The 16,122-nt window shown below is 73.5% G+C and carries 19 protein-coding genes; 6 read left to right on the forward strand and 13 right to left on the reverse strand.

Annotated features, from left to right (window positions below):
• Positions 1 to 177: 177 nt before the first annotated feature.
• Both ACFYZS_RS39085 and ACFYZS_RS39090 read right to left on the reverse strand, forming a co-directional pair.
• Positions 178 to 1,833 carry a DEAD/DEAH box helicase gene (locus ACFYZS_RS39085; RefSeq protein WP_389023944.1) on the reverse strand — a complete coding sequence of 552 codons (1,656 nt, stop codon included), beginning with the start codon at positions 1,831 to 1,833 and terminating at the stop codon, positions 178 to 180.
• A 103-nt stretch (positions 1,834 to 1,936) separates the two neighbouring features.
• Positions 1,937 to 2,140 (reverse strand): cold-shock protein, encoded by a 204-nt coding sequence (locus ACFYZS_RS39090; RefSeq protein ID WP_052872633.1) that lies wholly within the window; start codon positions 2,138 to 2,140, stop codon positions 1,937 to 1,939.
• Positions 2,141 to 2,375: 235 nt separating this feature from the next.
• On the opposite strand from ACFYZS_RS39090, the gene ACFYZS_RS39095 reads away from it, so the two are divergent.
• Positions 2,376 to 3,014: an SIMPL domain-containing protein gene (locus ACFYZS_RS39095; RefSeq protein ID WP_389023948.1), complete on the forward strand. Its 639-nt coding sequence runs from the start codon at positions 2,376 to 2,378 to the stop codon at positions 3,012 to 3,014.
• A 47-nt stretch (positions 3,015 to 3,061) separates the two neighbouring features.
• Here the strand turns inward: ACFYZS_RS39095 and ACFYZS_RS39100 are convergent, their stop codons facing one another.
• The 3 genes from ACFYZS_RS39100 to ACFYZS_RS39110 are packed head-to-tail and all read right to left on the reverse strand — an operon-like array spanning position 3,062 to position 5,679.
• Positions 3,062 to 4,219, reverse strand: a complete 1,158-nt coding sequence (locus ACFYZS_RS39100) for an acetyl-CoA C-acetyltransferase (RefSeq protein WP_389023951.1) — start codon at positions 4,217 to 4,219, stop codon at positions 3,062 to 3,064.
• 20 nt (positions 4,220 to 4,239) lie between these two features.
• Complete coding sequence (locus tag ACFYZS_RS39105) at positions 4,240 to 4,866, reverse strand: TetR/AcrR family transcriptional regulator (protein WP_389023953.1); 627 nt, start codon at positions 4,864 to 4,866, stop codon at positions 4,240 to 4,242.
• A gap of 15 nt (positions 4,867 to 4,881) precedes the next feature.
• Complete coding sequence (locus ACFYZS_RS39110) at positions 4,882 to 5,679, reverse strand: SDR family oxidoreductase (RefSeq protein WP_389023956.1); 798 nt, start codon at positions 5,677 to 5,679, stop codon at positions 4,882 to 4,884.
• Between the two features lie 73 nt (positions 5,680 to 5,752).
• Here ACFYZS_RS39110 and ACFYZS_RS39115 point away from each other — a divergent pair, with 73 nt between their 5' ends.
• Entirely contained in the window at positions 5,753 to 6,898 is a 1,146-nt protein-coding gene (locus ACFYZS_RS39115; RefSeq protein ID WP_389023959.1) for an acyl-CoA dehydrogenase family protein, read from the forward strand.
• Complete coding sequence (locus ACFYZS_RS39120; RefSeq protein ID WP_389023962.1) at positions 6,898 to 7,890, forward strand: acyl-CoA dehydrogenase family protein; 993 nt, start codon at positions 6,898 to 6,900, stop codon at positions 7,888 to 7,890. Before ACFYZS_RS39115 ends, ACFYZS_RS39120 begins: the two co-directional genes overlap by 1 nt.
• A gap of 52 nt (positions 7,891 to 7,942) precedes the next feature.
• On the opposite strand, the gene ACFYZS_RS39125 is transcribed toward ACFYZS_RS39120, so the two are convergent.
• The 5 genes from ACFYZS_RS39125 to ACFYZS_RS39145 form a co-directional block, all read right to left on the reverse strand.
• A complete protein-coding gene (locus tag ACFYZS_RS39125; protein ID WP_389023964.1) occupies positions 7,943 to 8,680 on the reverse strand; it encodes a class I SAM-dependent methyltransferase in 738 nt (245 codons plus the stop codon).
• 103 nt (positions 8,681 to 8,783) lie between these two features.
• Entirely contained in the window at positions 8,784 to 9,170 is a 387-nt protein-coding gene (locus tag ACFYZS_RS39130) for a hypothetical protein (protein ID WP_389023967.1), read from the reverse strand.
• Positions 9,171 to 9,219: 49 nt separating this feature from the next.
• Positions 9,220 to 9,546, reverse strand: coding sequence for a hypothetical protein (locus ACFYZS_RS39135; RefSeq protein ID WP_389023970.1), 327 nt, complete (start codon positions 9,544 to 9,546; stop codon positions 9,220 to 9,222).
• Between the two features lie 7 nt (positions 9,547 to 9,553).
• Entirely contained in the window at positions 9,554 to 10,567 is a 1,014-nt protein-coding gene (locus tag ACFYZS_RS39140) for an alpha/beta hydrolase (RefSeq protein WP_389023973.1), read from the reverse strand.
• Positions 10,564 to 11,289 (reverse strand): glucose 1-dehydrogenase, encoded by a 726-nt coding sequence (locus ACFYZS_RS39145; protein WP_389023976.1) that lies wholly within the window; start codon positions 11,287 to 11,289, stop codon positions 10,564 to 10,566. Before ACFYZS_RS39145 ends, ACFYZS_RS39140 begins: the two co-directional genes overlap by 4 nt.
• A gap of 136 nt (positions 11,290 to 11,425) precedes the next feature.
• On the opposite strand from ACFYZS_RS39145, the gene ACFYZS_RS39150 reads away from it, so the two are divergent.
• Positions 11,426 to 12,154 (forward strand): VWA domain-containing protein, encoded by a 729-nt coding sequence (locus ACFYZS_RS39150; protein ID WP_389023979.1) that lies wholly within the window; start codon positions 11,426 to 11,428, stop codon positions 12,152 to 12,154.
• A 20-nt stretch (positions 12,155 to 12,174) separates the two neighbouring features.
• On the forward strand, positions 12,175 to 12,705 hold the full coding sequence (locus ACFYZS_RS39155) for a pyridoxamine 5'-phosphate oxidase family protein (RefSeq protein WP_389023982.1): 531 nt from the start codon (positions 12,175 to 12,177) through the stop codon (positions 12,703 to 12,705).
• On the opposite strand, the gene ACFYZS_RS39160 is transcribed toward ACFYZS_RS39155, so the two are convergent.
• Positions 12,702 to 13,970 (reverse strand): DUF1906 domain-containing protein, encoded by a 1,269-nt coding sequence (locus ACFYZS_RS39160; protein ID WP_389023985.1) that lies wholly within the window; start codon positions 13,968 to 13,970, stop codon positions 12,702 to 12,704. The genes ACFYZS_RS39155 and ACFYZS_RS39160 overlap by 4 nt on opposite strands.
• Positions 13,971 to 14,204: 234 nt before the next feature.
• Here ACFYZS_RS39160 and ACFYZS_RS39165 point away from each other — a divergent pair, with 234 nt between their 5' ends.
• Complete coding sequence (locus ACFYZS_RS39165; protein WP_389023988.1) at positions 14,205 to 14,621, forward strand: hypothetical protein; 417 nt, start codon at positions 14,205 to 14,207, stop codon at positions 14,619 to 14,621.
• Between the two features lie 64 nt (positions 14,622 to 14,685).
• Here the strand turns inward: ACFYZS_RS39165 and ACFYZS_RS39170 are convergent, their stop codons facing one another.
• Together ACFYZS_RS39170 and ACFYZS_RS39175 are read right to left on the reverse strand one after the other, a co-directional pair.
• Positions 14,686 to 14,886 carry a DUF397 domain-containing protein gene (locus ACFYZS_RS39170; protein ID WP_389023990.1) on the reverse strand — a complete coding sequence of 67 codons (201 nt, stop codon included), beginning with the start codon at positions 14,884 to 14,886 and terminating at the stop codon, positions 14,686 to 14,688.
• A complete protein-coding gene (locus ACFYZS_RS39175) occupies positions 14,871 to 15,566 on the reverse strand; it encodes a DUF5753 domain-containing protein (RefSeq protein ID WP_389023992.1) in 696 nt (231 codons plus the stop codon). Before ACFYZS_RS39175 ends, ACFYZS_RS39170 begins: the two co-directional genes overlap by 16 nt.
• Positions 15,567 to 16,122: the final 556 nt, after the last annotated feature.

Here is a 16,122-nt window from a genome sequence, read left to right on the forward strand (position 1 = left end):
GCGGAGGAGAGAGGCGACGCTCGCGTCGTCGACCGACGACAACGCGGCGAGCGCGCGTGCCGGACCCCGCCGGCCAGAAGGGACTTTGACGACACGCCCCAGGGGGTGTCCGGACAGCAGTACGCCGGGCGGCGCACCTCGCGCCGCCCGGCGTACGGGACCACTCGTCAGCGTGTGTCAGGAGCTCGTGCGCCCCGCCGCGGGACGCCCGCCACCGGAGCGACGGCGGGCGCCGCCCTGGCCGGCGCCGACGCCCTGACCGCGGGAACCGCCCTGGCCGCCCTGGCCGCGCGCACCGCTCTGGCCGCCGCCGCCCTGGCCCGCGGCGGAGCGGGCCCGACGCGGACGGCCCTCGCCGCCACCGGTCGCGGCCGCGCCGCCCTGCGCGGCGGAGGAGCCGCCGGAACGACGGCGCGGGTTCGCGGAACGGCCGCTGCCGCCGCCCTGGCCGCCCGAGCGCCGGCCGGCGGGAGCCGGCTGCTGCGGCACCTCCAGCACCACGGGGATGCCCGAGGGCTCCTTGGCGCCGGTGAGCCGGGACAGCTCCTCGTCGGAGGACTTGATCTGCGCGGTGCGCGGGGAGATCCCGGCGTCCGACATCAGACGGGACATGTCCCGCTTCTGGTCGGGCAGCACCAGGGTGACCACGCTGCCGGACTCGCCGGCGCGGGCGGTACGGCCGCCGCGGTGCAGGTAGTCCTTGTGGTCGGTCGGCGGGTCGATGTTGACGACCAGGTCGAGGTCGTCGATGTGGATGCCGCGGGCGGCCACGTTGGTGGCGATCAGCGCGGTGACCTCGCCGGTCTTGAACCAGTCCAGGGTCCGGTTGCGCTGCGGCTGCGAGCGGCCGCCGTGCAGGCCGGAGGCGCGGACGCCGTCCGCCTGGAGCTTCTTGACCAGGCGGTCGACACCGCGCTTGGTGTCCACGAACATGATCACCCGGCCGTCGCGAGCGGCTATGCGCGTGGCCACGGCCTTCTTGTCGGTCTCGTCCATGACGTACAGGACGTGGTGCTCCATCGTGCTGACCGCGCCGGCGGACGGGTCGACGGAGAAGGCGACCGGGTCGTGCAGGAACATCTTGACGAGCTTGTCGATGTTCTTGTCGAGGGTCGCCGAGAACAGCATGGTCTGGCCCTCGGGCTCGACCTGCTTGAGCAGCGCGGTGACCTGCGGCATGAAGCCCATGTCGGTCATCTGGTCGGCCTCGTCGAGGACCGTGATCGAGACCTGCGAGAGGTCGGCGTCACCGCGGTCGATGAGGTCCTTCAGACGGCCGGGGGTGGCGACGAGCACCTCGGCGCCGCGGCGCAGGGCCCCGGACTGCCGGTTGATCGACATGCCGCCGACGACGGTCGCGATGCGCAGGTTGACGGCCGTGGCGTAGGGGGCCAGGGCGTCGGTCACCTGCTGCGCGAGCTCGCGGGTCGGTACGAGGACCAGCGCGAGCGGCTGCTTCGGCTGCGCGCGGCGGCCGGCGGTGCGGGCCAGCAGCGCCAGGCCGAAGGCCAGCGTCTTGCCGGAGCCGGTACGGCCGCGGCCAAGCAGGTCACGGCCGGCGAGCGAGTTCGGCAGCGTCGCGGCCTGGATCGGGAACGGCTCGGTGACGCCCTGGGCTGCGAGGGTCTTCAGCAGCGCCTCGGGCATGCCCATGTCCGCGAACGCGGGGACCGGCGGCAGGGCCGGGGTCAGCGGTTCGGGCATGGTGAATTCTTGGGGCCGGGCGACGGGGGCGGACTTCTGCCGTCCCGCGCCAGCCTTCGGACGTCCCTGAGCCGCACCTCGGCCCCGGGTGGGGCGGCGGCTGGGTCGTGCGGAGCTGGAGCTGGTCATGCGAGAAAGCCCTCCTGAAACCGGCAAGGTAAAACAAAGGTGCGATACAGCAGACAAGCCGGGGCCCGCACCTCGCGGCGCGGACCCCGGCATGCTGAAGGAATTAGGCGGGAACGATGTTCTCCGCCTGGGGGCCCTTCTGACCCTGGGTGACGTCGAAGGACACGCGCTGGCCCTCCTGGAGCTCACGGAAGCCCTGGGTGGCGATGTTCGAGTAGTGGGCGAAGACGTCCGGGCCGCCGCCGTCCTGCTCGATGAAGCCGAAGCCCTTTTCCGAGTTGAACCACTTCACGGTGCCAAGTGCCATTTTGAATCTCCTGAATAGGCGGCAAAGGGCCCCATCCGGAGAGTCCGGCAAAACAATAAAAGCGCCTGAGGAACATTCCCGTCAGGCGCACATAAAGTTCATGGGTACCACAACTGCAACGCACCCAAAGCTAGCACACCTCGGCCGGGAGGTGCTGCAACCACCCCCGGTACACCTGCGCGCGCCCGCGCGAACGCCCCTGGCGCAGGGGGATGGATCTTGATTCACTGCGCGGATGACAGCCATCAGAGAGCCCTGGGGGCTCAGTGTGCTCGGCGCCGGCAGTGTGAGCGCGGAACCCCGTTTCGCCGAGATCGACCTGGCCGTGGACGTCCTCGCCCCGACGCCCAAGGAGGCCTTCGCCACCGCGGGCGCGGCGGTGGCGGGCCTGCGCGCCGCCCTGCGGGAGCACGGCATACCCGACTCCGCCGTCTCCGGCTCCCGACTGCGCCTGACCTCTGCGTACGACGGCTACGGCGCGGACCGGGTCTTCAAGGGCTACGGCTGCGTGGCGAAGTACACCGTGCGGACGTCCTCGCTCGACCGGCTGGAGCTGCTGATCGACGACGTGGTCACGGCGGGCGCGAACCACGTCGACGACGTGCGCTTCGAGGTGGAGGACAAGCCGGCGATGCGCGACGAGGCGCGGCGCCGGGCCGTCGGGGCCGCCCGCCGCAAGGCCGAGGTCTACGCCGAGGCCTGCGGGGTCCGACTGGGGGCGGTGGTCCACATCCAGGACGTGGACCCGGAGTCGATGAACATGCGCAGCCACGGCCGGCGCACGGGCGGGGACCCGGAGTCCGACGGCGCCCTGTCCCCGGGATCGGTCCGGGTGGACGCCGCCGTTCTCCTCGGCTTCGCGCTGCTGCCCTAGACACGCGGGCGAAGAGGAGCCGGCGGAAGGGGGCGGCGGAGGGCTCCCTACAGGCGCTCGATGATCGTGACGTTGGCCTGGCCGCCGCCCTCGCACATGGTCTGGAGGCCGAAACGGCCGCCCGTGCGCTCCAGTTCGTGGAGCAGGGTGGTCATCAGCTTCACCCCCGTGGCGCCCAGCGGATGGCCCAATGCGATGGCCCCGCCGTTGACGTTCACCCGTTCGGGGTCGGCGCCCGTCTCCTTCAGCCAGGCCAGGACCACGGGGGCGAAGGCCTCGTTGATCTCCACCAGGTCGATGTCCGCCAGCGACATGCCGGTCTTCTTCAGGGCGTACGCCGTGGCCGGGATCGGGGCCGAGAGCATCCGGATCGGGTCCTCGCCCCGTACGGACAGGTGGTGGATGCGGGCCCGCGGCCGCAGGCCGTGCTCCGCCACCGCCCGCTCGGAGGCGATCAGCATCGCCGCCGCGCCGTCGGAGACCTGCGAGGAGACGGCCGCGGTGATCGTGCCGCCCTCGACCACCGGCCTCAGCCCCGCCATCTTCTCCAGGGTGGTGTCCCGGCGCGGTCCCTCGTCGACGCGTACGTCCCCGTACGCCACCGTCTCGCGGGCGAAGCGGCCCTCGTCGACGGCCCTGATCGCCCGCCGGTGCGAGCGGAGCGCGAACTCCTCCATGTCGCGGCGCGAGATCCCCCACTTCCGCGCGATCAGCTGCGCGCCGTGGAACTGGTTCACCGGCGCGTCCCCGTACCGGGCCCGCCAGCCCTCGCTGCCCGCGTACGGGCCCTGCGTGAGGCCGAGCGGCTCCGCCGCCTGCCGCGAGGCGAAGGCGATCGGGATCATCGACATGTTCTGGGTGCCGCCCGCGACGACCAGGTCCTGGGTCCCCGAGAGCACGCCCTGCGCCGCGAAGTGGACGGCCTGCTGCGAGGAGCCGCACTGGCGGTCGACGGTGACCCCCGGCACCTCCTCCGGCAGCCCCGCCGCCAGCCAGGCCGTGCGCGCGATGTCCCCCGCCTGCGGGCCCACCGTGTCCAGGCAGCCGAAGACCACGTCCTCGACGGCGCCCGGGTCCACCCCGGAGCGCTCCACCAGCGCCTTCAGGACGTGCGCGCCCAGGTCGGCCGGGTGGACGCCCGACAGGCCCCCTCCGCGCCGGCCCACGGGGGTGCGTACGGCATCGACTATGTAGGCCTCGGGCATGGCGGGTGCTCCTTCGGGGGTCAGCTGCGTACGGCGATCCCGTCCAGCACCATCGACAGGTACTGGCGGGCGATCTCCTCGGGGCTGTGCTGTCCTCCCGGCCGGTACCAGGAGGCCGCGACCCACACCGTGTCGCGGACGAAGCGGTAGGTGAGGCGGATGTCGAGGTCGGCCCGGAAGACCTTGGCGGCGACCCCGCGCTCCAGCGTCCCCAGCCAGGCCTTCTCGAACTTCTGCTGCGAGTCGGAGAGGTAGTGGAAGCGGGGCTGCGCGGACAGGTGCCGGGATTCCTTCTGGTAGATCGCGACGGCGGCGCGGTGCCGGTCGATCTCCCGGAAGGACTCGGTGACGAGGGCCTCGATGGTCTCCCGGGGGCCGAGGCCCGCGGCGAGGACGGTGTCGTAGCCCTGCCACAGCTCGTTCAGGAAGGCCGAGAGGATCTCGTCGAGCATCGATTCCTTGGAATCGAAGTGGTAGTAGAGGCTGCCGGCGAGCATGCCGGCGGCGTCGGCGATCTTGCGGACGGTGGTGGCGTTGTAGCCCTGCGCGGCGAAGACCTCGGCGGCGGTGTCGAGGAGCTCGCGACGGCGCTCGGGCGAGGCGCTCACCTGGGGCTTCTTCTTGGCTGTCGGCTTGTTCGTTGGCACGGGCCCATTCTGGGCCTAGGCGCGCTGGCTGCTGACCGAGACGGTCTCGCCCGTCATGTACGACGAGTAGCCGCTGGCCAGGAACACGATGACGTTGGCGACCTCCCAGGGCTCGGCGTACCGGCCGAAGGCCTCGCGGGCCGTCAGCTCGGTCAGCAGTTCCGCGCTGGTGACCTTCACCAGGTGCGGGTGCATGGCCAGGCTCGGGGCGACCGCGTTGACCCGTACGCCGAACTCGGCCGCCTCCAGCGCGGCGCAGCGGGTCAGCGCCATCACCCCGGCCTTGGCGGCGGCGTAGTGGGCCTGGCCGCTCTGGGCGCGCCAGCCGACGACGGAGGCGTTGTTGACGACGACCCCGCCCCGGCCGGAGGCCTTGAAGGAGCGCAGGGCGGCGCGGGTACAGCGGAACGTGCCGTTCAGGGTGACGTCGAGGACCTTGCCCCACTGTTCGTCGGTCATGTCGACGAGGGCGGCGGTGCCGCCGAGGCCGGCGTTGTTGACGACGAGGTCCAGGCCGCCGTGGGTCTGTTCGGCGAGCGCGAACAGGGCCCCGACCTGGTCCTCGTCGGTGACGTCGCAGGGCAGGGAGGTGACGCGGCCGGCGCCGAACTCGGCGGTGAGGGCCTGTTCCGTCTCCTTCAGGCGGCGGGCGTGCGCGTCGCCGATGACGATGCGGGCGCCCTCCTCCAGGAAGCGGCGGGCGGTGGCCCCGCCGATCCCGGCTCCGGCGGCGGCGGTGATGACGGCCGTGCGGCCTTGGAGCAGCCCGTGTCCCGGCACGTAGTCGGGGGCGTTGGGGGTGTTCACGCTCATGGCCGTACGTTAACCTACCAAACACTTGTTAGGGAAGTGTCGAGCGGGCCCGTACGACGGAGGCGGACAGCTGATGGACCTGACCCATGCACCGGGGGTGGCGGCCTTCCGGGCCGAGGCCCGCGCCTGGCTCGCCGAGCACGTGCCGGACTCCCCCCTCCCCTCCCTGGAGACGGCGGAGGGCTTCGCGGCGCACCGCGCCTGGGAGGCCCGGCTGCACGCGGACCGCTGGTCGGCGGTGTCCTGGCCGGCCGAGTACGGGGGCCGGGGCGTGGACATCGAGCGGTGGCTGGTCTTCGAGGAGGAGTACTGGGCGGCGGGCGCCCCCGGCCGGGTCTCGCAGAACGGCATCAGCCTGCTCGCACCGACCCTCTTCGACCACGGCAGCGCCGAACAGCGGGCGCGGGTGCTGCCGCCGATGGCGAGCGGCGAGGTGATCTGGGCGCAGGCCTGGTCGGAGCCGGAGTCGGGCTCCGACCTGGCCTCGCTGAAGTCGCGGGCGGTGCGGACCGGGGGCGGATGGCTGCTGTCGGGGCAGAAGACCTGGTCCTCGCGGGCGGCCTTCGCGGACCGGGCCTTCGGCATCTTCCGCACGGATCCCGCGGCCGGGAAGCCGCACCAGGGGCTGACGTACCTGATGTTCGACCTGCGGGCGCCGGGGGTGACGGTACGGCCCATCGGCCGACTGGACGGGAAGCCCGCCTTCGCGGAGCTCTTCCTCGACGAGGTCTTCGTACCGGACGCGGACGTGATCGGCGAGCCGGGGCAGGGGTGGCGCATCGCCATGTCGACGACGGGCAACGAGCGCGGGCTGACGCTGCGCTCGCCGGGGCGGTTCCTGGCGGCGGCGGACCGGCTGCACGCGCTGTGGCGGGCCGAGGGGGATCCGGCGGACACCGCGGTGCGGGACCGGGTGGCGGACGCGGTGGTCGGGGCGCGCGCGTACGAGCTGTTCACCTGGGCCGCCGCCTCGCGGTTCGCGGAGGGCACGCGGATCGGCGCCGAGTCCAGCCTGAACAAGGTGTTCTGGTCGGAGTACGACATCGCGCTGCACGAGACCGCGCTGGACCTGCTGGGCCCGGACGCGGAGCTGGCGCAGGGCGCGTGGGCGGAGCCCTGGATCTTCTCGCTGGCCGGGCCGATCTACGCGGGCACGAACGAGATCCAGCGCGACATCATCGCCGAGCGCCTGCTCGGCCTCCCGAAGGGCCGCCGCTGATGCGCTTCCTGCCGACCGGCGAACAGTCGGACTTCGCCCGCACCCTGCACGGCCTGCTCGGCGCCTCGGAGGTCCCGGCCGCCGTACGGGCCTGGGGCGCCGGGGACCACGCACCGGGGCGGGCGCTGTGGTCGCGGCTCGCGCGGACGGGCCTGTTCGCGCTCGCGGCGGACGAGGCGTACGACGGCGTGGGCCCCCTGCCGGTGGAGCTGGCGCTGGGCTTCGTGGAGCTGGGGCGGGCGGGGGTGCCGGGGCCGGTGGTGGAGACGGCCGCGGCGGCCGTGCTGCTGTCGGAGCTCGCGCGGCTCGGGGAGGAGGGGCCGGCGAAGCGCTTCCTGCCGGGGCTGGTGGCCGGCGAGGCCCTGGCCACGCTGACCCTGCCGGACGGGGGCCCGTACGCCCTGGACGCGGACGCGGCGGCGTACTGCTTCACGGTCTCGGCGGCGGGCGAGCTGCGGCTGGCGGGCGGCCCGGGGGAAGCGCTGGAGTCCACGGACCCGGCACGCCGGCTGTCGCGGCCCGCGCCGGACGGGGAGCCGCTGGCCGCCGGGCCCCGGGTGTCGGCGGCGGCGCGGACGGCCCTGGGCTGGGCGCGGCTGCTGACGGCGGCGCAGTGCCTGGGACTGGGCGAGGCCCTGCTGGCGAGCACGGTGGGGTACGTGAAGCAGCGCACGCAGTTCGGGACGCCGATCGGCGGCTTCCAGGCGGTGAAGCACCGGCTGGCGGACACGCTCCTGGCCCTGGAGTTCGCCCGGCCGCTGGTGTGGGCGGCGGCGCTGGGCCTGGCGCCGTGGGAGGTCGCGGCGGCGAAGCTGGCGGCGGGCGAGGCGGCGTACGCGGCGGCCATGACGGCGCTGCGGCTCCACGGGGCCGTCGGCTACACCGAGGAGCTCGACCTCTCCCTGTGGCTGCGCAAGGCGCGGCCGCTGCGTGACGCGTGGGGCTCGCCCTCGGTGTGCCGGGCGGCGGTGCTCCGGGAGCGCGGACGGTAGCGGGGCGGCGGGGTCGCGTCCGGCGGCGGGGTTTCGTCCGGGCCCCGCCGCCTCAGAGGACGGCCACGGCGAGGCTGACGACGTAGCGCTCCTCCACCGTCCCGTCCGGGAACAGGGCGGTCAGCCGGGTCCGCTCCGCGTCGAGGAACCGCCGCGTGCCCGCCGGACCGAGCATCAGGAAGGCGGAGTGGCTGGCGTGGTTGGCGAGGTGGACCTCGAGCGGGATCCGGCGTGACCAGCGGATCTCGCGCGTGGTGAACTCCGGCTCGGGCGGCAGGGCGCGGCGGGTGGCGGGCTCGTCGGCCTCGAACAGGGTCCGGATCCGCTCGTCCTGCTCGGCGATCCAGGGGACCGCGGGGTCCATGTCGTTCCACCAGAGCGCGAGCGCCCCGCCGGGGCGGAGCACGCGGCGGGCCTCGGGGACCGAGCGGGCGGGGTCGGTCCAGTGCCAGGCCTGGGCGTAGGTGAGGAAGTCGAACCCGGCGGTGACGAGGGGCAGCCGGTCGCCGTCCCCGCGCACGAGCGGGATCCCGGGGTTCGCCCGGCGGAACTCGGCGGCCATCCCGTCGCCGGGTTCGACGGCGACGACGTCCGCCCCGCGGGCGCGCAGCAGCCCGGTGGCGATCCCGGTCCCGGCCCCCACGTCGGCCACCCTGGCTCCGCGCAGCCCGCGCCCGGCGAGCGCTTCGAGGGCGTCGAACAGCTCCCCGGGGTATCCGGGCCGGTTCGCCGAGTACAGCGCGGCGGCGGAGTCGAAGGACCGGGCGCGGGTGCGGGGCGAGGGCGTCATGGGGCCATTGTTTTCGATCACGGCACCCCGGGCCAGGCCGCGGGGACCGCTCCGGCGCCGGATCGGCGCCGGGCCTGCCCCCGCCCGGCGCCCGGCGCCCGGCTCAGCGGAACTCGCGGACGACCTCGATCCGGCCCACGATGTGCGCGTTGAACTCGTCCAGCTCCTCGGCCGGGACCCACAGCTCCAGGATCGTCTCCCCGCCCGCCTGCCGGACCGGGTAGCGGGCCAGGAACGCGGTGTCGACCTCGAAGCGCGTCACGAAGCCGACGCCGCTGTGCTTGACGTTCCAGTCGCGGGCGATGCGGATCGCGTAGTCCTCGTTGAGGACGGGGTAGAAGATCGGCTGCTCGGGCAGGCGCGGCGGCCAGGCCCGCCAGTCGAGGGCGCGGACGAGGTCGAGCTCGACCGGGCCCGTCGGGCGCCACAGCGTGGTGGTGGCCGTGGTCGTGGCAGCGCTCGCGTTCTTCTTCGGGGGCGTCGTGGACATGAGGCCCGACCCTAGACCCGGCAACACCCTCCCGACCAGCGGGTTTCGCTCAGGCGGGGCGGCGGCGGGGGCGCCGCAGGGAGTAGCGGACCAGGATCAGCAGCTGGACGGCGAGCAGGATCGCGGTGCCCGTTCCGGCCGTCGGGAGGGCGTCGGGCGAGGCCCAGGCCCGGCTGCCCAGTTCGGCGACGCCCACCGCGACCAGTGCGACGAGGAAGCGGGGTGTGAACTCGGCGTCGGTGCCGTGCAGGACGCCCGAGCCGACGACGAACACGGCCAGCAGCACCGGGATCCACGGGGCGCCCGGCTCGCGCAGCAGCAGCGCGGCGCCGAACTCCACTGCCAGGACGAGCAGGTTGCGGAGCAACATCGACATGAGCACATCATGCCCGTTCCGGCTTCCTTCCTCCCCCCGCTCCGGCTTCCCTCCTCCCCCCGCTCCGGCTTCCCTCCTCCCCCGCGGAGCCCGGGCCCGCGCCGCCGGAGTACGCCCTGCCCCGCCCCTGTCCCGTGGCCCGCAGCCAGGCCGCGGCGGCCGCCAGGGCCGTCCGGCCGGCCGGGAGCGGGAGGCCCAGGAAGCCGTGGAAGACCCCGGGATGGAGGTGGACCGCGCAGTCCACCCCCGCCGCGCCCAGCCGGCGCGCGTACGCGAGCCCCTCGTCCCGCAGCGGATCGCAGTCCGCCAGCACCAGCAGCGTGCGCGGCAGGCCCGACAGGTCGGGGGCGCGCAGCGGCGAGACGTGCGGGTGCGCGGGATCGCCGCCGTACTGCTCCCAGTACCAGGCCATGTGGGCGGCGGTGTGGAAGTGGCCCTCGCCGTACGTGCCGGTGGACCGCGTCGCCATGGCCGCGTCCAGCGGCGGGTACACCAGCAGCTGGCCCGCCACCGATTCCGGTGCCCGCAGCGCGGTCACGGCCGCCAGGTTGCCCCCGCTGGAGTCCCCCGCGACCACGACCCGGCCCGGATCGCAGCCCAGCGCGGCGGCCCGCGACCGCGCCCACAGCAGTACGGTCAGCGCGTCGTCCGGGGCCGCCGGCCAGGGGTGTTCGGGGGCCAGGCGGTAGTCCGCGGAGACCACCACCGCGCCCGACCCCGCGGCCAGCGACCGGCACGTCGCGTCGTGCGTGGCGAGCCCGCACATCACCCAGCCGCCGCCGTGGAAGAACACCACCAGCGGCCGGCCCGTGGAGCCGGGTGCGGGGTCGTAGACCCGGACCGGGACCCCGCCGGCCTCGCCGTCGCGGACCGAGGCCACCTCCGGTCCCGCCGACCGGCCGCCGACCGCCGCCGCCCGCAGGGCCGTCACGTCCCCGGGCCCCGGGAACGCCGCCGTCATCGCGTCGCACAGCGCCCGGGCCGCGGGGGACAGCGCGTCGCTCACCGCCGGCTCGCTCATCGCGCCGTCATCCCCCCGTCCACCGCGAACTCCGTCCCCGTCACGTACGAGGAGGCGTCCGAGCACAGGAACAGCACCAGCTCCCCGACCTCCTCCGGCCGCCCCATCCGCCCCAGCGGCACGTGCGACCAGTCCTGCCCGGCGACCTCCGCCACCATCGGGGTGTCGATCGCCCCCGGATGCACCGAGTTGACCCGGATCCGGTCCCCCGCCAGGTCCAGCGCCGCCGACCGGGTCAGCCCGCGCAGCCCGAACTTGGTGGACCCGTACGCCGCGTGGCCCGGGATGCCGACCAGCCCGGCCGTGGAGGAGATGTTCACGATCGAGCCGCCCCCGGCCGCGCGGAGCACCGGAGCCACCGCCTGAATGCCCAGGAACGGCCCCAGCAGGTTCACCCGCAGCAGCGCCTCGAACTCCTCCGGCCGCTGCCGCTCCACGTGGGCCGTGCGCCACAGCGCAGCGTTGTTGACCAGCGCCGATATCGTGCCGAAGGCCCGTACGGCCTCCCGCACCACCTCGGCCCAGCCGTCCGCTTCCGCCACGTCGTGCCGTACGTACAGCCCTTGGTCCCCCAGCGCGGACGCGATCGCCCGGCCCTCCTCCTCCCGTACGTCGGTGACGACCACGCGCGCTCCGGCCTCCGCGCACAGCCGGGCGCCGGCCGCGCCCTGCCCCCGTCCGGCGCCCGTGATGACGACGACCTTCCCGTCCAGCGAGACCACCCGCCCACCCCCTCGACATGCCTAAGAGAAATACCCCTATCAGTCATGTGCAGAGGAAGGAAGGGAAGGCTCGAGGGGCATCGCGGGCCGGGCGGAACACGGCCGCGGAGGCCGGTGGCTGACGTACCCTCGGGCCATGACGGGCAGCGCGATCGACCTCCGAACGATGGAAGCGACCGCTCCGGCGCTCGTGAGCCTCTACAAGAGCGCCGGGATCTCGCTGCGCAAGCACGGCCTGGAGGGCGTGCGCGCCGCGGTGTACCTGGTCCTGGACCACTCGGGGTCGATGCGCCCGTACTACCGGGACGGCACGGTCCAGGCCTTCGCCGACCGGGTCCTGAGCCTCTCGGCCCACCTCGACGACGACGGCCGCGTACCGGCGGTGTTCTTCTCGACCGAGGTCGACGCGGTCGAGGAGATAGCCCTCGCCGCGCACCGGGGGCGGATCGCCGAGATCGCCTCACGCCTGGGCCACATGGGCAAGACCTCGTACGAAGCGGCGATGGAGGCGGTGATCGACCACTACCTGGACACGGGGGCGGCGGATCCGGCGCTGGTCGTCTTCCAGACGGACGGCGGTCCGATCAACAAGCCCGCGGCGGAGAGGTACCTGTGCAAGGCGGCCCGGCTGCCGCTGTTCTGGCAGTTCGTCGGCTTCGGCCAGACGCACAGCTCGCAGTTCGACTTCCTGCGGCGGCTGGACGAACTGCCCGTGCCGGAGCGGCGGGTGGTGGACAACGCGGGCTACTTCCACGCCGGCCCGGACCCGCGGGAGGTCCCGGACCCGGTGCTGTTCGACCGCCTGGTCATGGAGTTCCCCTCCTGGCTGGAGGCGGCCCGCGCGGCGGGCGTCGTACGCACCTGAGCAGGCGCTTTGATGGACGTATGACGACCACGCACAACTGGGCAGCGTTCGAGAACCAGGAGCCGGAATTCGCGGCGATCGTCCGGGCCCGCTTCGCGCAGTACCCGCACCACGTCCTCGGTACGCTCCGCAGGGACGGCTCCCCGCGGCTGACCGGGCTGAATGTCGACATCCGAGGCGGCGAGCTGTGGCTCGGGATGATGCCGGGCTCGATGAAGGCCAAGGACCTGCAGCGCGACCCGCGCTTCGCCCTGCACACCAACCCCGGCGCGGGCGAGGAGATGCCGGACGGGGACGTACGGATCTCCGGGCGCGCGATCGAGCTGCTGGACCCGCCCGAGCTGCACCGCTACGCGGAGGAGACGGAGACCCCGCACCCCTTCCACCTCTTCCACGCGGACCTGACGGAGGTGGTCCACACCGGCATCGACGGCGACGACCTGGTGGTCCGCACCTGGACCCCGACCCGCGGCCTCCACACCCTCCGCCGGGGCAACGACGACGAACCGCCCCGCGAGGATCCCGGCGAGGGAACCCCGACCGCCCCCTAGAGGGGCGTGCCCGGGAGCGCGCCGAGGCGGGTCGGGTCCACGTCCACCCAGCTGCGGTCGATGGTGAGGGTGACGCGCGCGTACGTGGCGTCGTGGTCGCCGCGGTACTGGTGGGCGCGGCGGCGGCCGGCCCACCGGTGCGTGCCGACGGGCAGGCCCGTGTCGGCGTCGGCGACCGAGGCCCTGCCGTTCCAGACGGCGACCCACAGCACGTCGGGCATGGCTTCCGGGGCCTGGTCGTGGTGCTCGTTCAGGGCCTTGGCCCCGGAGCTCGCGGCCACGTAGGCGCCGGCCCGGTAGCCGAGCTCGTGCAGGCGGACCGTCCAGGCGGTGAGGTACGCGACGACCGGCGGGTCCCAGGTGGTGCGGTCCGTGTAGTTCTCCAGGTCGTTGTAGAGCACCGTGCCCTCGGCCAGGCCCAGGGAGCGGGCCGCGTCGACGGCGCCCTCGGCGGCCTCGATGCCCTCCTGGTTCGCCCGGGAGGGGTCGGTGGACAGGCCGGTGGCCGGGTTGTTCCAGGGCTGCGGGCCGACCCAGAGCGGCATCAGGTGCCAGCCCGCCTCGGCCTGCCGCCGGACCCAGCCGGCGGTGAGCCGGGGCTGGGCGCAGGCCCGGGCCCGGCCTCCGATGTAGATGCCGACGGCGCCGAAGGGGGACGCGGAGCGCCAGCCGTCCATGGCGCCCTGGGTCGGGGCGGTACAGGTGTCGAAGCCGGCGCCGGTGAGGGACTGCTGGACCCGTACGGGCTTCGGACCGGCGACGGCGGACACGGGATCGGCGGAGCCGCCGCGGCCGGCCCTGCCGCCGGCCCGCGCGAGCACGTCCCGTACCGCTTCGGACGTGTCCCCGTACGAGACGGTGGCCATGACTCCGGCCCCGCGCAGGGCGTAGCGCACCTCGTGGCTGTCCCCCGCCGCCTCGGGGATGCCCCCGGCCCCGTCGACCTTCAGAGTGGGGATGTCGGCCCGCTCGGGGGCGCCTTCGAGCGGCTCCAGATGCAGGGTGTCGGCCCGCTGCCGCACGGCCCGCCCGGTGCACTCGCCCTGCGTGCCGGCGTGCCCGAGGTACAGGGTCGGCAGGTCCAACCGCAGACAGGCGTCGGGGTCGCGCTCCAGGTCGACGACCCGCCACTCCCCGGGCACGGTGACCCGCATCCCGCGGTACTCGACGATCCGGCCGTCATCGGCGGCGGTGGAGGGATGGACGGGAACCAACAGGGCGGCGGCGCCGAGCAGGCCGCTCAGCAGGGTTCGGATGGGAGCCATGATCCAGATGGTTACCAGACTCCACCCCCCGTGAACTGCGCTCGCCTCGACCGCAGTTGGCCCGTCCGGCCCACCCCGCCCCCGCCGTGCCCGTCTCCGTGCGTCACCTGCACGAGTGAAGCGGACCCGGGCCCGTCAGTGCGGGTGAGTACGCGTACTCAGGCGGATGTCAGTGGCGCTGGATAGCGTCGCGACTGCCCGGCGAACGAACGACACGACAACCTGGGGGACGACATGAAGAAGCGCACGACCGCCCTGGCGGCCCTGGCTCCGGCACTCGCCCTGACCCTGGCGGCGAGCCCTGCCCAGGCCGCACCGAATGACGAGATCATCGGCTACCCGGGCCCCGACGGCCTGATCTGGATCGCCGACCAGGCCGGCTCCAGCGGCTTCGTCTCGGGCGGCCTCTCCCCGCACCTGGACACGTTCATCACGTTCGGCTGCGCGGGCGGCGGCACCATCGAGGTGGCCTTCCACCTCGACAACCACCCGGACCGCGACCCGGCCCCCTTCACGGTCGACTGCCCCGAGACCGACCCGGCCCGGGTCACCGTCCCCCTCGGCACGGGCCTCCAGGGCGGCTTCGGAGCCTGGGTGACCGCCTCGACCCCGTCCACCCACTGGGGCGCCACGGTCACCCAGCCCGAGTAGCCCGCACACGCCACGGCGCCCGCCGTGTCCCCGGCCGGGGACACGGCGGGCGCCGTGACACTGGTCAGGCCTGAGACTTCACGTCCAGGATGAACGAGGACCACACGACGGCCGGGAACACGAGGACGGGGCCGGTGCCGGCCAACTTGCTGTCGCGGACGGGGATGAAACCGGGGAGGTCGTCGGAGACCGCGACACAGTCGCCGCCCTCTCCATTGCTGTACGAGGACTTCCGCCAGGACAGGCTGTTCACGTCTGCGCGCATGTCGCGTACTCCTCCGCCACCGACTCGATCAGGGTCAGGGACACCTCCGGCGACAGCGCAGCGGCCCTGGCAAGATCGTATGACCTCCAGTACCGCTGAACCAGCGCCGGATAATCGAGCAACTGCCCCGCGTGGGGACCTTCCGTATAGGCCACGTCGGGCGCGTCTGCGAACTGCAAGATGCGCACGAGCGAATTCAGCGCCCCATGGGCACCGGCCGAGAACGGCACCACCTGCACAGTGACCCGATGGGCCCGCACGTACGATGTGATGTGCCGCAACTGAGCAGCCATCACAGCAGGACCTCCGACCACCGTCCGCAGCACCGACTCGTGCAGGACGGCCCACATCTCGGGGGACTCAGGATCGACGAGGAGCCGGGCGCGTTCGATGCGAGCCGCTACCAGCGCTTCGACACGCTCGGCGAGCGCGGTTGGGCTCGCGGCCCGGATCACGGCCCGGGCGTAGTCCTCCGTCTGGAGCAGCCCCGGAACAAGCGTGCATGCGTAGTCGAACGTGGCGGTTGCTGCACACTCCAATTCGGCCACGGCAGCGAAGTACTCGATGTGCTTGGACTTGAAGGCCTTGGCCAGGCGGAAGAAGTAGTCCCCGGTGTTGAGCTCCCTGTCGATCAACTTGGCGATCTCGGGGCGTAGTCGGCGCTGCCCGCTCTCCATCATCCCGACGTACGACCCCGTGGCGAAGATCCGCTCGCCCAGCCCTTCCTGAGTCAGCCCCGCCGCCTCGCGCTCCCCCGCAGTTCCTCACGGGCGAACTCGTCCGGCGTCTGCGCGCCACCCTCGCCGTTCGGCTTGGCCATGAGCCAACTCCCCGCTTCCGCAGTGCCCTCGCTCTGCGAAAGAGCGTAGTCCTCGCGGCGAGGCCGGTTCAACGGAACGCATCGAAATGGCTACACAACGCCACAGCGCCCGCCATCCCTGGTCGGGGACATGGCGGGCGCTGTGTCAGAGTTCCGCACACCGTTGTACGGACCGTATGAGGGGTCCTCCCCGAAGGGAGGGGCACTACCGGTGGCACGGGCCCCCGCGCCGCCGGTCGGAGGCCGGCGCAGCCGGGCGAAGCCCGGGAGGCCGCCAGCGGCCGAGCGGCGCGAGCACGGCGTCCGGAAGGAGCCATGGCGGGCGCTGTGTCAGAGTTCCGCACACCGTTGTACGGACCGTATGAGGGGTCCTCCCCGAAGGGAGGGGCACTACCGGTGGCACGGGCCCCCGCGCC

The organism is Streptomyces sp. NPDC001903, assembly GCF_042891345.1.
In the GTDB taxonomy this organism is placed as follows: domain Bacteria; phylum Actinomycetota; class Actinomycetes; order Streptomycetales; family Streptomycetaceae; genus Streptomyces.

What these genes read in the sequence shown, in the direction of transcription:
- ACFYZS_RS39085 (WP_389023944.1), bottom strand. Translation starts at nt 1,833, where the DNA reads ATGACCAGCTCCAGCTCCGCACGACCCAGCCGCCGCCCCACCCGGGGC.
- ACFYZS_RS39090 (WP_052872633.1), bottom strand. Translation starts at nt 2,140, where the DNA reads ATGGCACTTGGCACCGTGAAGTGGTTCAACTCGGAAAAGGGCTTCGGC.
- ACFYZS_RS39095 (WP_389023948.1), top strand. Translation starts at nt 2,376, where the DNA reads ATGACAGCCATCAGAGAGCCCTGGGGGCTCAGTGTGCTCGGCGCCGGC.
- ACFYZS_RS39100 (WP_389023951.1), bottom strand. Translation starts at nt 4,219, where the DNA reads ATGCCCGAGGCCTACATAGTCGATGCCGTACGCACCCCCGTGGGCCGG.
- ACFYZS_RS39110 (WP_389023956.1), bottom strand. Translation starts at nt 5,679, where the DNA reads ATGAGCGTGAACACCCCCAACGCCCCCGACTACGTGCCGGGACACGGG.
- ACFYZS_RS39115 (WP_389023959.1), top strand. Translation starts at nt 5,753, where the DNA reads ATGGACCTGACCCATGCACCGGGGGTGGCGGCCTTCCGGGCCGAGGCC.
- ACFYZS_RS39120 (WP_389023962.1), top strand. Translation starts at nt 6,898, where the DNA reads ATGCGCTTCCTGCCGACCGGCGAACAGTCGGACTTCGCCCGCACCCTG.
- ACFYZS_RS39125 (WP_389023964.1), bottom strand. Translation starts at nt 8,680, where the DNA reads ATGACGCCCTCGCCCCGCACCCGCGCCCGGTCCTTCGACTCCGCCGCC.
- ACFYZS_RS39130 (WP_389023967.1), bottom strand. Translation starts at nt 9,170, where the DNA reads ATGTCCACGACGCCCCCGAAGAAGAACGCGAGCGCTGCCACGACCACG.
- ACFYZS_RS39135 (WP_389023970.1), bottom strand. Translation starts at nt 9,546, where the DNA reads ATGTCGATGTTGCTCCGCAACCTGCTCGTCCTGGCAGTGGAGTTCGGC.
- ACFYZS_RS39140 (WP_389023973.1), bottom strand. Translation starts at nt 10,567, where the DNA reads ATGAGCGAGCCGGCGGTGAGCGACGCGCTGTCCCCCGCGGCCCGGGCG.
- ACFYZS_RS39150 (WP_389023979.1), top strand. Translation starts at nt 11,426, where the DNA reads ATGACGGGCAGCGCGATCGACCTCCGAACGATGGAAGCGACCGCTCCG.
- ACFYZS_RS39155 (WP_389023982.1), top strand. Translation starts at nt 12,175, where the DNA reads ATGACGACCACGCACAACTGGGCAGCGTTCGAGAACCAGGAGCCGGAA.
- ACFYZS_RS39160 (WP_389023985.1), bottom strand. Translation starts at nt 13,970, where the DNA reads ATGGCTCCCATCCGAACCCTGCTGAGCGGCCTGCTCGGCGCCGCCGCC.
- ACFYZS_RS39165 (WP_389023988.1), top strand. Translation starts at nt 14,205, where the DNA reads ATGAAGAAGCGCACGACCGCCCTGGCGGCCCTGGCTCCGGCACTCGCC.
- ACFYZS_RS39170 (WP_389023990.1), bottom strand. Translation starts at nt 14,886, where the DNA reads ATGCGCGCAGACGTGAACAGCCTGTCCTGGCGGAAGTCCTCGTACAGC.
- ACFYZS_RS39175 (WP_389023992.1), bottom strand. Translation starts at nt 15,566, where the DNA reads ATGATGGAGAGCGGGCAGCGCCGACTACGCCCCGAGATCGCCAAGTTG.